Origin of the sequence: Thermosynechococcus sp. NK55a (assembly GCF_000505665.1) — a bacterium.
Taxonomy (GTDB): Bacteria; Cyanobacteriota; Cyanobacteriia; order Thermosynechococcales; family Thermosynechococcaceae; genus Thermosynechococcus.
The window spans coordinates 410,918-424,423 of the sequence record NC_023033.1 but is presented as its reverse complement, the minus strand read 5'-3'; the positions used below and the strand labels follow the sequence as shown (position 1 = coordinate 424,423).

General features: G+C 55.1%; 14 protein-coding genes. 2 read left to right on the top strand and 12 right to left on the bottom strand.

Annotated features, from left to right (window positions below):
• The 9 genes from NK55_RS02075 to NK55_RS02035 form a co-directional block, all read right to left on the bottom strand.
• Positions 1-1,125, bottom strand: a complete 1,125-nt coding sequence (locus tag NK55_RS02075) for a glycosyltransferase family 2 protein (protein WP_024124184.1) — start codon at positions 1,123-1,125, stop codon at positions 1-3.
• Positions 1,125-1,340: a regulatory protein SipA gene (sipA, locus tag NK55_RS02070; protein ID WP_024124183.1), complete on the bottom strand. Its 216-nt coding sequence runs from the start codon at positions 1,338-1,340 to the stop codon at positions 1,125-1,127. The genes NK55_RS02075 and sipA overlap by 1 nt, the downstream gene beginning before the upstream one ends.
• Positions 1,341-1,432: 92 nt before the next feature.
• On the bottom strand, positions 1,433-1,807 hold the full coding sequence (locus NK55_RS02065; RefSeq protein ID WP_024124182.1) for a cytochrome c: 375 nt from the start codon (positions 1,805-1,807) through the stop codon (positions 1,433-1,435).
• 105 nt (positions 1,808-1,912) lie between these two features.
• Complete coding sequence (locus tag NK55_RS02060) at positions 1,913-3,256, bottom strand: four-carbon acid sugar kinase family protein (RefSeq protein WP_024124181.1); 1,344 nt, start codon at positions 3,254-3,256, stop codon at positions 1,913-1,915.
• A gap of 479 nt (positions 3,257-3,735) precedes the next feature.
• Positions 3,736-7,287, bottom strand: a complete 3,552-nt coding sequence (metH, locus tag NK55_RS02055; RefSeq protein WP_041428962.1) for a methionine synthase — start codon at positions 7,285-7,287, stop codon at positions 3,736-3,738.
• Positions 7,288-7,423: 136 nt separating this feature from the next.
• Positions 7,424-8,092 carry a glycoside hydrolase family protein gene (locus tag NK55_RS02050; protein WP_024124179.1) on the bottom strand — a complete coding sequence of 223 codons (669 nt, stop codon included), beginning with the start codon at positions 8,090-8,092 and terminating at the stop codon, positions 7,424-7,426.
• A 10-nt stretch (positions 8,093-8,102) separates the two neighbouring features.
• Positions 8,103-8,765 carry an SDR family oxidoreductase gene (locus NK55_RS02045; RefSeq protein ID WP_024124178.1) on the bottom strand — a complete coding sequence of 221 codons (663 nt, stop codon included), beginning with the start codon at positions 8,763-8,765 and terminating at the stop codon, positions 8,103-8,105.
• Between the two features lie 29 nt (positions 8,766-8,794).
• Positions 8,795-9,328: a LapA family protein gene (locus NK55_RS02040; protein WP_024124177.1), complete on the bottom strand. Its 534-nt coding sequence runs from the start codon at positions 9,326-9,328 to the stop codon at positions 8,795-8,797.
• A complete protein-coding gene (locus NK55_RS02035; protein WP_225871776.1) occupies positions 9,328-9,948 on the bottom strand; it encodes a flavin prenyltransferase UbiX in 621 nt (206 codons plus the stop codon). The genes NK55_RS02040 and NK55_RS02035 overlap by 1 nt, the downstream gene beginning before the upstream one ends.
• Before the next feature lie 103 nt (positions 9,949-10,051).
• Here NK55_RS02035 and NK55_RS02030 point away from each other — a divergent pair, with 103 nt between their 5' ends.
• On the top strand, positions 10,052-10,552 hold the full coding sequence (locus tag NK55_RS02030; protein WP_041428959.1) for a hypothetical protein: 501 nt from the start codon (positions 10,052-10,054) through the stop codon (positions 10,550-10,552).
• Here NK55_RS02030 and NK55_RS02025 read toward each other — a convergent pair.
• The 3 genes from NK55_RS02025 to cysH are packed head-to-tail and all read right to left on the bottom strand — an operon-like array spanning position 10,549 to position 13,039.
• Positions 10,549-11,412: a polysaccharide deacetylase family protein gene (locus NK55_RS02025; RefSeq protein ID WP_024124174.1), complete on the bottom strand. Its 864-nt coding sequence runs from the start codon at positions 11,410-11,412 to the stop codon at positions 10,549-10,551. The genes NK55_RS02030 and NK55_RS02025 overlap by 4 nt on opposite strands.
• A gap of 24 nt (positions 11,413-11,436) precedes the next feature.
• A complete protein-coding gene (gene glyQ, locus NK55_RS02020) occupies positions 11,437-12,324 on the bottom strand; it encodes a glycine--tRNA ligase subunit alpha (RefSeq protein ID WP_024124173.1) in 888 nt (295 codons plus the stop codon).
• A gap of 4 nt (positions 12,325-12,328) precedes the next feature.
• The gene (gene cysH / locus NK55_RS02015) at positions 12,329-13,039 is read right to left on the bottom strand and encodes a phosphoadenosine phosphosulfate reductase (RefSeq protein WP_024124172.1); all 711 of its coding nucleotides are present in this window, start codon (positions 13,037-13,039) and stop codon (positions 12,329-12,331) included.
• A 279-nt stretch (positions 13,040-13,318) separates the two neighbouring features.
• Here cysH and NK55_RS13035 point away from each other — a divergent pair, with 279 nt between their 5' ends.
• A complete protein-coding gene (locus tag NK55_RS13035) occupies positions 13,319-13,462 on the top strand; it encodes a hypothetical protein (RefSeq protein ID WP_157869628.1) in 144 nt (47 codons plus the stop codon).
• Positions 13,463-13,506 lie beyond the last annotated feature (44 nt).

Sequence of the window (13,506 nt, the reverse complement as noted above, 5' to 3'; positions counted from 1 at the left end):
CTAAATTTTCTGAAGTTGCTGCAAGTATATCTGGGCAGGGGTATAGCCAGGGTTAAATTCAAGGGCTTTTTGAAAGTAGGCAATGGCGCGATCGCGCTCCTGAAGGGTCATATAGGTGTAGCCCAAACTGTAGGCGGGCTGGGTGGTCATCCACTGGCGATCAAAGGGTTCAGCGCGATCGTAGGTTCCCTGCTCAAGGAGATCTAAACAGCGGTGAAAGTAGGGCAGCGCCCCTCGCTGCAGGCCCAATTCAAAGATAAGTAGCCCCGCTACATAGAGCAGGGGCGGATAGCGATCAAAGAAGCGCAGGCCATAGCTGAGGTAATACTGGGCGGTTTCGTAGTCCTTGGCTTCAAAGGCGCGGTAGCTAACCCAAAAGAGAAGATGACGGAGCCATGTGGTGTCCCTAGGGAGTATCCCCTGTTCGACGGCAGGGGCAATCTGCTCGAGGGCTTGTTCGTACCATGCTTGGGAGCGATCGCTATCGCCACAGGCGGCGTAGTGATCCCCAAGGCAGACCAAGTTTTGCAGGCGGCGATCGCCCTGCTGCACCATTTTTTCAAGGATCGGGATATTGCGATCGCGAATTTTGGCAAGGAATTGCTCTTGGCTTTCTTGGTTGTGGTGAATGAGATAAACCCCCTGCAATTGACCCACCACCGCTTCTCGTTCTCGATAGTAGAGTTGCTCATGGAGGGCGCCGGCAAAATGGAGGTCGGGGAAGCGGCGGCCAAAGCGCACATTCCAAAATTCACTCCAGTTGCGATCGCTAGACTGTTCACGGCGCAGCAGACTCCACTGATTCATGGCATGGGCACCCGGCGCCGTCAATTGGTCTTGCCAGTGGGCATCCGTAACCACCAATTCTTCATCGGCATCAATGTAAAAGACCCACTCCCCAGTGGCCTGGGCTAAGGCGGCATTACGGGCGGCTGCAAAATCCGCTTGCCAAGCAACGGCATGGACGTGGGGTGTAAATTCCCGAGCAATGGCGATCGTCTCATCGGTGGAGCCTGTGTCCACAATAATGATTTCATCCACCCAAGGCTGAACCGACAGCAAGCAACGCCGCAATTGATGGGCCTCGTTTTTGACAATCATGCACAGGGACAGCAGGGGAGCCATTAAACCCGCTCCAAATACTTGGCTTCCAGCAAAAAGGCACCCCGCTCGAGCCGCACCACCCAATAGTTTCGCGGTTGCTGGCCTAGAATAACCCCTTCTTCACCGAGGGTGAGGATACTGGCGGGACGCAACATTGGCATTGGTTCCGCTGTTTTCACATAGGGTGGCAGTTCCACAAGGCGAACGCGATCGCCCACTGCAAAGACTTCTTCCATTCCCACCAAAGGATGCTCGAAATTGGCAATGCTAATAACACAATTTTTAATTTAATATACCAGCTTTACCTGGGGGATTTTTGTCAAAATTTTTAGAGTGTCTTCAAGTAGCTTAATAGGTCAGCCATGTCTTGGGGCTGGGCTTGAAACTTGGGCATGGGCGGGGTATTGCCACTGATAATTTGCTGAATGAGCTGTACCTGCGATCGCCGGTGGCTAATCTGCACGAGGCTAGGGCCGACTTCCCCCTTGCCATCAATGCCATGGCAACCCGCACAGTTGAGGATGAAAATTTGTTCGCCGCGACTGGGATTGCCCACCGCCGCCCGTACAGCTTGAATGTAGGGATCCCGCAGGGGCAACAGGAGAGCCAACATCCAACCGCCGCCCACCAGCAGTACCACTAAAACAGGCAGTAGCCACCGCCATACCGTTGATTTCGCCCCAACCGTGTTGACTAAACTCATTCACTTATCGGGAAAGATTAAAAATTGTTTATTATTGTTGCAACTGCATTCTAAACCCTGAACTCAGCGAGATTCAAGGGAGTGGGGAATCATTCCTAATCATTCCTAAATTGCAGTGCCACTGCCCTGAAAGCGATGATAGACCGTGCGCAGTGCCTCGCGATCGCCCACATTACCGGGGAACAGCACCACGGGTAATTCTGGAAAGCGGGGATGATCGGCAGCGGTGCGCACCACGGAGCAGCCGGGAATCACTTGCCCCAAGAGGCGAACCGTGGCCAGGTTTAAGCCCTTACTGAGCACATCGTTGGAAGTGATGCCTCCTTTGCTGATCAGATAGCGCAAATCGGCGGGGAGCTGCTGAAGGATCGCCATCAGCACTTCAGAAACCCGCTGCCCAAAGGCTAAGCGTGTCGGTGCATCTGCAAAGGTGAGTTCCTGACGGCTGGTATAGATGACAGGGGTTTTCCCCTGGGCGATCGCCCGATCCACCGCCGCCAAGACCTCAGCAATCATTTCTGCTTCAGCCACCGCACTGTCCCGCAATCGTGCTACGGGCACTTCAATGGAAAACACATCGGGTTCCTTCAGCAGGGCGGTCAGTTGTTCAGTGGTTTTGCGCACATGGGAACCCACTAAAACTGCCCCATAGCGCCCAGGGCGGCAATAGGTGGCCATTGCCGCTGGCGGGGTGGGTTGGGGGGGCAGTTGTGCGAGGGCAGTCAGTAAACTGGCAGCACTGCGGAACAAAAAGCGTTTTCCTTGACTGGCCACCTGGAGCACGGCCGCAGCAAACTGATCCAAATCCCCTTGGGTTTCAGCATCCACAACGGCGCAGACATTCCCCTGCAAGCGGGCTAAACGATCGAGCAAGGCCGCTGGGTGCCGCAAATCCGCCAGTAAAAAGCGTTCTACAGCGCCGGCTGGAATTCGCCCTTGGGTCTTTTCGGCCACATAGTCGGGCAAATAGCTGTGGCGGTAGCCAAAGACAGAATCGCGAGCAAACTCAGTTTCATGGACAGGCACAGGCTGACCCTCGACCATGAGGTAGTGCTGGCTATCGCGGGTAATGCGCCCCCCCTCCAAAAAGGCAGGCACTAGAAAATGGGCATCAAAGGGACCCAGTTCCGCAGCAATGATATCCGTTTCGAGGGGATAGTGGCCGCGGAGGGTGGAGTCGGAACGACTGACAATCATGTAATCGGTTGTGCCCGTTTGGGCGATCGCCTCCTTGAGATGACGACAAACCCTGCGCGTCACCTCTGCTGCCATTTCTGCTGGCAAGGCACGGGTATTGGTGAGGATAAAAAAGATGGGTACGCTATCAGCAAGGCCACGACAGAGGGTATCCACATCCCAGCGGGTCAACAGCAGGCAACTGTGCACCGTTTGTGAACCGGTGGGGTCATCATCTAGGACAATAATTTTTGGGCGCGTCACCGCGGGCATCTCCGGCACTCTTTACGTTTGCAGTTTATCATTGGGGCGATCGCTGATCTCAATCAATAGCAATTGCATTGGCTGGACTCCACCCTTGCAATCAGAGTTGCTAAGGGATGAACTTGCCGCCGCCGATCAAAACCTGCCCTCTGGTTTAGCGGTGGACCGATAACCCAAATGACTCGGTTCTTGCAAGGAGGGAAAGATCAAGTCTATACCGCCACGCATCAAAGGGAACCAGCAACCCGCCACCATGACTCGACAACAGGTTATCCCTAGGGGATCAGGAGAGTTCACCTAGAACCCGTGGCAGTGCCCCAAGTCCCTGCCCTCGTTGAGGGACTACAAGTGCCCAAAAATGCTGGCGAAACATTGAGAGACAACTGGTTGCTGCCATTGGCCTTGGGAGGCGTCAGGGGCAGCTAGTCCTCAAAGAACTGCTCAGCCAACAGGGTTTTCGCTCCGATTGGTCCAAGGAAAGCTGGGGCTTAGACGCTAAAATACTTGGCGGTGGGATGGTAGCAGATAATGGCTGTCGTGGATTGCTCAGGGTAGAGTTGTTCGCTCTCGTCCATGTACATGCCGATGCGATCGCTATTAAGGAGTCGCAGTTGCGTATATTGGTCCTGCATATTGGGGCAGGCAGGATAACCAAAGCTATAGCGGGAGCCTTGGTAGCGCTGGGCAAGAATATCGCGAATGGACTCGGGATCAGGGGTGCACCCCAACTCGCGGCGAATGCGGGCATGACACCACTCGGCGAGGGCTTCAGCCGTTTGCACCGCCATCCCGTGGAAGTAGAGGTAATCGCTGTATTGATTGGCGGCAAATAGCTGCTGCGCCACTTGGGTGGCAATTTCACCAACGGTGACGGCCTGCATGGGAAAGACATCAATGATGCCCGATTCCACAGGAGCAAAGAAGTCGGCAATACACAGACGACGGCCACCCTTTTGGCGGGGGAAGGTAAACTGGGCGATCGCCCGCTCAGGGACACAGGCCTCTTTATCCCCTACCCTTTCGGGATCATAGATATAGACAGTGTTGCCCTCACTTTGGCAGGGGAAGTACCCATAAATCAGTTCAGGATGGAGCAGGTTTTCAGCAAGGATGCGCTGTTTCCACTCCTCAAGGATGGGATAGACCTTCTCCGCAAGGAAGACGTTGTAGGTGGCACGGTCTTGATCCTTAGGTTTACGAAACTGCCACTGACCTGCAATCAGGGCTTGGAGATCCAGATAGGCAAAGACCTCAGAAAGTGGAATCTGATCCGGCTTGAGGTGACAAATGCCCCAGAAGGGGGGTGTGGGGCGGGGAATATCTACAGCAACAGCTTCAGAGCGGCGGGTATCCACCACTTCTGATGTGTCGGGTTCAGCAACCGCGGTGGGTTCGGGGGCGATCGCGGGTGTGCTCCCTGCCTCTGGGGTGGAGATCGTTGTACCATCCAAAAATCCTTGGCGATCGTCCCACTGACCTGCGGCCTTTGCACTCATTAGCCGATCCATAAAATGCAAATCGGCAAAGGCATCCTTGCCGTAGATCACTTGACCGTGGTAGGTGGACCGGCAATCCTCATAGACAAATTTGGGGGTGAGGGCGGCTCCCCCCAAAATGACGGGAACGGTAATGCCCCGCTCATTAAAGACCTCGAGATTTTCCTTCATAAAGGCGGTGGATTTGACCAAGAGGCCACTCATGGCAATGCAGTCTGCCTGATGCTCCTCATAGGCTTGGATGATATTTTCAACCGGCTGCTTAATCCCCAAGTTAATCACGCGATAGCCGTTGTTGGTGAGGATAATATCCACTAAGTTTTTACCAATATCATGGACATCCCCCTTCACGGTGGCAATGACGACGGTGCCCTTGGCAGTGTCCCCGGTGGCGGATTTTTCCATAAAGGGTTCGAGGTAGGCCACAGCCGCCTTCATCGTTTCTGCCGACTGCAAAACAAAGGGAAGCTGCATCTGCCCAGAGGCAAAGAGTTCGCCCACCACCTTCATGCCGTCGAGCAGGAATGTATTGATAATTTCAAGGGGGGCATAGGTTTCAAGGGCCTTGGCAAGGGTCTCCTCGAGGCCAAGGCGATCGCCATCAATAATGTGGCGTTTGAGCCGCTCCTCAAGGGGCAGGTTTTCCACTGGGGAGCGATCCTGCTTGGTGGTCTTGCCCTCAAACAGACGAGTCAGTTCCGCAAGGGGGTCATAGACACACACTTCCCCCTCAAATCGCCGTCGGTCGTAGATGAGATCACGGCAGACCTGCTGCTGCTGTGGCTCAATTTTGGCCAAGGGCAGGATCTTGGCAGCACTGACGATCGCAGCATCCATGCCCGCCTGCATGGCCTCGTGGAGAAACATTGAGTTGAGGACTTGGCGAGCTGCTGGATTTAAGCCAAAGGAGATATTGGAAACCCCCAGCAGAATATGGCAGCCGGGGAGTTCAGCGCGAATTCGCCGAATGGCCGCAATGGTTTCTCGACCATTGCCCCGATCCTCTTCAATCCCTGTGGAAATTGGCAGTGCCAGAGGGTCAAAGAAAATTTCCCAGGGGGGAATGCCGTAGTCAAGGGCTGCCCTGTAGGCCCGTTGGGCAATGGCAAACTTTTTTTCAGCCGTTCGCGCCATCCCCTCTTCATCAATGGTACCGATGACCACGCCGGCGCCGTAGGTTTTTGCCAGTTCTAGGACCTTATAAAAGCGGGGTTCACCATCCTCAAAGTTGGTGGAGTTCAGCAAGCACTTGCCCCCGGCCACCTTCAGACCCGCTTCCATCTTTTGCCATTCAGTCGAGTCGAGCATCAGGGGCAGCGTTACGTTGGTAACCAGCCGCGATACCAGCTCGCGCATATCCCGCACCCCATCGCGCCCCACATAGTCCACGTTGACATCCAGGATGTGGGCACCTTCACGCACTTGGGCACGGGCCAGGGCAACGAGACCATCCCAATCTTCGGCATTGAGGAGATCGCGGCATTTTTTGGAGCCACTAGCATTGAGTCGCTCACCAATAATCAGGAAGGAATTCTCTTGGTCATAGGGCTGAGGACTGTAGATGGAGGCGGCAGCGGGAACTCGTTGGGGCGATCGCGCCTTGGGGGTCAGGGTCGCTGCAATTTCTGCCAGGGCTGCAATATGATCCGGCCGCGTGCCACAGCAGCCGCCAATCACTTGTACCCCAAAGTCTTCGACGAAGCGGGTTAGGGCCAGCCGCAATTCCATCGGCGTCAGCTTGTAGTGGGCATGGCCACCGATGTTTTCAGGTAAGCCGGCATTGGGAATACAGGAAATGACAAAGGGGGAGTGCTGCGAAAGGTAGCGGATGTGCTCCGTCATCAAATCGGGGCCAGTGGCGCAGTTGAGACCCAAAATATCAATCGGATAGGGTTCCAGAATCGTCAGGGCGGCGCCAATTTCCGAGCCCACCAGCATCGTGCCCTGCTGCTCCATCGTCACGGAAACCATCAGGGGGCGGCGTTCTCCCCGCTCCTGAAAGACGGCCATCACCCCATTGAGGGCTGCTTTAATTTGCAGGACATCTTGGCAGGTTTCAATGATAAAGAGATCCACCCCGCCGTCAAAGAGGCCAGCAGCCTGTTCGCGAAAGGCCCTGTAGAGGGTGTCGTAGTCAATGTGGCCCAGGGTGGGCAGTTTAGTACCTGGTCCCATCGAGCCGGCAACAAAGCGGGGTTTTTCGGGGGTGCTAAATTCAGCGGCCACGGATTTAGCAAGCACAGCGGCTTTCTTGCTGATTTCGTAGGCGCGATCGCCCAAATTGTATTCACTTAGAACAATTGAAGACGAGCCAAAGGTGTCCGTTTCAATGACATCGGCTCCTGCTGCCAAAAAATCGCGATGCACTTTGGCCACCGCCTCTGGCTGACTAATGACCAGATATTCGTTGCAGCCTTCGTACTCCTTGCCACCAAAATCCTCTGCCGTCAGGTTTTGTGCCTGAAGATTTGTGCCCATTGCGCCATCAAAGACAATGACACGACGGGGTTCTGCATGGAGATACTCAAGAAACGACATAGACATCTACTAAGGCCAGCCAATTTGCACCAGAGGGTTCTTTTGATTTTAATCTGTGGGGGCAAGGGAAAGCCTCTTTGTTACTGAGTGCATTGCAAGACCAGAATCAGCGATTGGAGCAGCCGTCGGCAGAGAAAATGAACTAGGGCGATGGGCTCCTCCCCGCAGATTGGGCGGTCTGGAAGGCGGCTAATTCTTGAGCCAACAATTGCTGGTAGATCTCTTCGAGGTAGGGCGTGATCCGGTTGCTCTCCATGCCATAGCCCAGACTGGTCCATGTATCCGACAGGAGGGCAAAGACCTCCTGTACTCGGCCTTCCCGCAGGAGCTGGGGAATATCGGCATTCCAAGCGGCAGGATCCGTGAGCCAGCGATAGACCACCTGATCCTGATACTCTGGGGCAAAGCTATAGCCCTGCCAAAACCAGCTTGGCGGTTGGGGATGATAGCGGGCGGCTTTTTCTTGCCAAGTGGTGGTGAGAAATTGATAGCGGCCGGCAGCCGTGGTACACAGGTGCTGATTGGCGCCTTGGCGAATGGGAATACAGCGATCGGGATGCTGGCTGAGGTCTTGGACGTGCTCCCCCCCATAGAGCAGCGTGTAGGGATTGGCATCATTGGCTTCACTGGCAGAAATGGTGCGCATCAGGGCCCGTACATAGGGATCCCCCCCCTGCATCACTAAGGGGGCAATTTGACCCGGCTGCCAGCGGTACCAGTACCACCAGAGAGCACTTGAACGCGTCCCCAAAAAGAAATAGCCTATCGCCACCAGACCGGCGATCGCCCCCAACCAACGGGAAAAGCGCATCAACTTATCCTCACACCGCCGCAACTGAGCGGAATAACTCTGGATAGGCCACCGGCGTCTGATCGGAACGGCTCACCACCTCAAAGATTTTGTTGTAGGCACTTGGCTCGCCCAAGGCTGCCACACAGATTTCTGCCACCCGCGATCGCGGGATACTGCCCTCAAAGAGGGTATCCGCTGGGGCAATGATCGGAAAGCCACCCTCATCGGTTTCCTTCAGACCCCCTGGCCGCACAATCGTGTAAGTTAGACCGCTTTCTTGGAGATAACGTTCTGCTTGCTGCTTCCAATACAAAATTAGCCAAAAAAGATTCAGGGGATGGAAAAATTGCGAGACACACAGCGACGAGACAAGAATAAACTGCTGCACTGGGGCGGCTTTGGCGGCATCCACAAGATTTTTGGTGCCCAGATAATCAACACTCAGGGGTTCTAGGGGGTTAAGACTGGGGCTAGCGCCCGTGGCACAGATCACTGCCTCGCAATCTTTAAGGGCGGGGGGAAGTGTCTGGGGTTGGGTGACATCGGCAGTACGAATCTCGACCCTTGGCCACCGCCCTTGGGCTTTGGCGGGGTTACGCACAACGGCAATTGCCTGATGCTCAGATGATTGTAGGGCACTCACAATTCGCTGACCGGTGCGGCCTGTAGCACCAACCACTGCAACCTTCACAGCAGATCCCTCCGATGCAACGCCTTTGATCATAGGGGAATATCCCAGTCTTCTTCATCCTCAGGGGGATTGTCGTTGGAGGGCGGCGGCGTCAGAATGCGGTATTCAGCATCCATAACTTGAGGGGGAGGCGGTGGGGCTTTGGCAGTGGCTTTGCGGGAAGGACGATATTGATAGGAGTAGGTTGTGGGGGGGCGATCTTGAATGTCTGGTTCAAGGTCTGGTTCGCGCGGGGCTGGCTCTGGCTCGCTAAACCAATCCTCGACATCGCCAGTATCCATCTCTGGCTCATCCAGCGGCGGACGCATCGAGGCATCCAGTTCAGGTTCAGGGGGGTGCGATCGCGGGGTTGGCCGCGCTATTGGAGCCGGTGTTTCGAGGGTTAACCAGAGTAAGCACTGGCCAGCCACGATCCCTGAAAGGGCGGCCACCACAATCCAAGCGGCAAGGGGAAGGGCCGGGGTTTGCTGTCCTAAAAAGCGCAGGGAGACCACCGGCTGCCAATTTTGGATGGCAAGTGTTGTCAGCAGGGCGATCGCCCCCAAATAAATCCAAGCACGCATTAGGAAAGGGGTCCTTGCCAACGTTGCAGAGGCACACAATCCAACCCTAACTGATCAAGGGCACGGGCGATCACAAAATCCACTAAGTCCTCAATGGTCTGTGGCCGGTGATACCAAGCAGGAATGGCGGGTACAATGCGCGCCCCGGCCATTGCCAATTGGGTCAGGTTTTGCAGATGAATGAGACTAAAGGGGGTTTCGCGGGGCACCAACACCAATGGACGGTGTTCTTTGAGGTGGACATCTGCCACCCGCTCTAGGAGATCGGAACTCAGGCCTGCCGCCAACTTGGCCACCGTACTCATACTACAGGGGAGAATCACCATGCCCAGGGTGCGAAAGGAACCGCTGGCGATTGCCGCTGCCACATCTGTTGGCCGATGACAGGTGAGGCAACCTTCCCAAACTTGGGCCTGTTCGCGCCAAAACAGTTCCTGCTTATCGGGCTGAATTGGCAGAGTGAGGCCATATTCTGCCTGCCACACTTGATGTGCGGCCTTCGATGCCACAAGTTGAATAGGATAGTTGGCTTGTAATAGAAATTTAATGGCGCGCACTGCATAAATGAGCCCAGACGCACCCGTTACACCCAACACAATTGGCAAAGAAGAGGAGGTCACAACCGCAATCACCAAACAAAACCGTTATAAGGTTAACAAAGTTGGGGCAACTGCCCCCTTTTCATGATCTGCAATCTCCCCCAACAGGACTTGGTAAATGCCCATGACAGCCCCTGATCCTCTATCTTCTTCCCCCAGTGAGTGGGCAGTTGTCTCTCCCGAAGTACTCGGGGAGTTGTTTGATGCGGCCTTGTTGGAGGGACTCGTGAGTAGTGAAACCCCGGACTTAGAAGCTCTGTTTCAGGATTTAACTCCCCTGGATCTCAAACCCGCAGCGATCGCCCCCGAACAGTGGCAACACCTGCAAGCTCAGCACCAGCAAATTGCCCAGCACCTTGAGGAAACCTTGACGTACCTTGCCAAGGTGAAAGCGTTGGCCTATCAGCTTCAGGCCGTGGCCAGTGAGTTTGTGCCCACCCCCAAGTATCGGCGCCGCCAACCGCCCCCTCCCCATCCCTTGGAATATCTCACGGCTGAACTACTGCGGGCGATCGCTGACACTCAGGCCAGCTTAGAACCAATCTATGAACCCTTGAATCAACTGGGGGAAACCCTCAATGGTACCTCGACGCCACAGATTCATGAATTTCCCCTAGAGCCTTAGCGAGGGGGCAGAGAGCGTGGCTGCAATTGCGGTTCACTGCGACTAGGGGGGCTAGGCGTCAACTGAGGAGTGGGCAGACCTTCTGGGGTCGGTGTCGGAGTGATTGTCGGTTGAGGGGTGGGTGTCTCAGGCTTTGGTGGGGGGGCTTTCACTAGTTGCAGCAGTTCCGGCACAGTGACAAAGCGATAGCCTTTTTGCCGCAGGCGGCGAATCAGCGTGGGGAGGGCCTTGCGGGTCGTGGCGCGATCGCCGCCACCATCGTGGAGCAGAATAATGCTGCCCGGTTTGACATTCTTCAGGGTACGCTCCACAATATCTGCGGCTGTTGTGTTGGGTCGAGTGTCATGGGGATCCACGGACCACATAATGACGGCATAGTTTTTCGACTTGGCATAGTCCACTAGCCCTGTGGTCAAATTGCCCCCCGGTGGCCGAAAAAGGCGCGTTTGGGCTTGGCTTTGCTTGGCAATCAGTGCAGAGGTGTTTTCAATTTCCTGCTTAGCTACTTTAGGGTCAACGGGTTGGTAGGGATGACTCCAACTATGGTTGCCAACGGCATGACCCCCTTTGACAATGTCAGCAATGATATCGGGATACATGAGGGCGTGCTTGCCCAGGATAAAAAATGTGGCCTTGGCCTCCTCCTCTTTGAGAATTTGCAGAACTTGGCGAGTTGAGGCTCCCCAAGGGCCATCATCAAAGGTGAGGGCCACCACTTTTTCGGGCGGCAGCGGTTTGACCTGATAGACCAACTGCCTCCAAAACTTTCTAGGACTAACAAAGTGCGGCACATCCGCTGCCAGCGTTGCCGATGCCGCAAACACAGTCAAGACCACCAACAGGTGCCACTGCCGTCCCATGGATGCTCCTTAGAGAATTGTGACTTAGGGGGCGATCGGCGCCGGCTCCTTCAGCAGTGGAAACCCCAGAGCTTCCCGTTGTTGGACATAGGCTTGGGCGACCCGCCGGGCCAAGCCGCGAATGCGACCAATGTAGCGCGTACGCTCTGCCACCGAAATGACACCGCGGGCATCCAGCAGGTTAAAGGTGTGGGAACACTTGAGCACATAATCCAAACTGGGCAGTACCAACTGCTTTTCCAGAAGCTGCTCCGCCTCCTGCTGGTAGAGACTAAAAAGGGTGAACAATCGTTCCGGGTCGGAGGCTTCAAAGTTGTAGGTGGATTGCTCAATTTCTCCTTGGAGATGGACATCGCCATAGGTGAGGGTAGAGTTCCATCGGATACTGGCGATCGCATCCACCTCCTGGAGATACATTGTCAACCGTTCTAGGCCGTAGGTAATCTCAATGGAAACCGGCCGACAATCCAGACCACCACACTGCTGGAAGTAGGTAAACTGTGTCACTTCCATGCCATCTAGCCACACCTCCCAGCCTACGCCCCACGCGCCAACGGCAGCATCCTCCCAGTTGTCTTCGACAAAGCGAATGTCATGGTCTGGGGGGCGAATGCCAAGGGCGCGCAGTGACTCCAAATAAATCTCTTGGATATTATCAGGAGAGGGCTTAATCAGCACTTGGTACTGGTAGTAGTACTGATAGCGGTTGGGATTCTCGCCATAGCGGCCATCCGCTGGCCGCCGACAGGGTTCGACATAGGCCACTGCCCAAGGTTCAGGTCCGAGGGCACGTAAAAAGGTATGGGGGCTTTTGGTACCGGCGCCTTTTTCCACATCGTAGGGCTGAGCAATCAGGCATCCCTGAGCCGCCCAAAATTGGTGCAGTGTGGCAATAACGTCCTGAAAGTACATGGGCTTAGATGTGAATCCCGCACTCAGTTTTGCCCATGCCGCGCCAGCGACCTGCCCGTTCATCTTCGCCATCGGCGATAGGGGTGGTGAGGGGTTCATCGCCAATGCTGGCATAGCCGCGATCGTGGAGGGGATTGTAAATCACCCCGTGCTCCATCACATAGGCCCAAGTTTGTTTACGTGTCCAAGCAGCAAGGGGATTAATTTTCAGACGACCCTCTTTGTCCAGTTCCACATAGGGCATATTGGCACGGGTGACCGCTTGGTCTCGACGCCGTCCCGTAATCCAAGCCACAGTATTCAGTTCTGCCAAGCCCCGTTGCAGCGGTTCAATTTTAGTGAGATGGTGAAACTGCTCAACATTGGTTTCCCAAAGCTTGTCGCCATAGCGGGCAGCAAAGGCTTCGCGGCTGTCAACATCGGGGGTTTTGTAGGTGCGCAAATCCAGACCGTATTTTTCCTTGGCCTGCTGCACAAATGCTAGGGTCTCGGCAAAGTGATGCAGTGTGTCCAAAAAGAGAACGGGCACCGGCGGATTGGGGCGCAGATCACGGTAGAGGAGGTCTGTAATCACCATGTCATCCACGTTAAAGGCACTGGTCTGCACCAGCCCCTGGGGAATTGCGGTGACGGCCCATGCCAAAATGTCACGAGGGTGTGCCCCTTCAAAGCGTTGGTTGAGGGCATCGAGGTCAAAGCTTAGGGATGCGGCCATAGGCGGTGTTAGCAGGGTTTTAGAAAGCATCCTTTAGCTTACCAAAGAATTGGGTCTAAGGACCCGCCCTGCTACGCACGACCACCGGTCTAAGGGACAGCTTTATTTTTCTTTGTTTTGTGATAAAGCGCTGCCATGTTAATCAGAGGAGCCAAGTCCCTCTGAAAGTCTAACAGCAACCTATAGACTGAGCAGATCTTCGGTGCGTGGTGGCATCTAAGCAATGCCGTCTACACCCGCCCTTTACTGCCGGCTTACCATCCAGCAGGCAAGCTCATCATGTCCATTGGCCAATGCCACCTACAGGATGAATTCATTGCCCCCGCCGCGGCTGAGCGTCGGGTCTATCTGCTGCTGGGCATCACTGTCAAAATCGGCCTTGGTAGCAAAAATGCGGCCCACCTTGCTCTCGGCTGGTCCTAAGCTGCGGGAGTCACCACCGATTCTGAGCATGACAATCAACACTG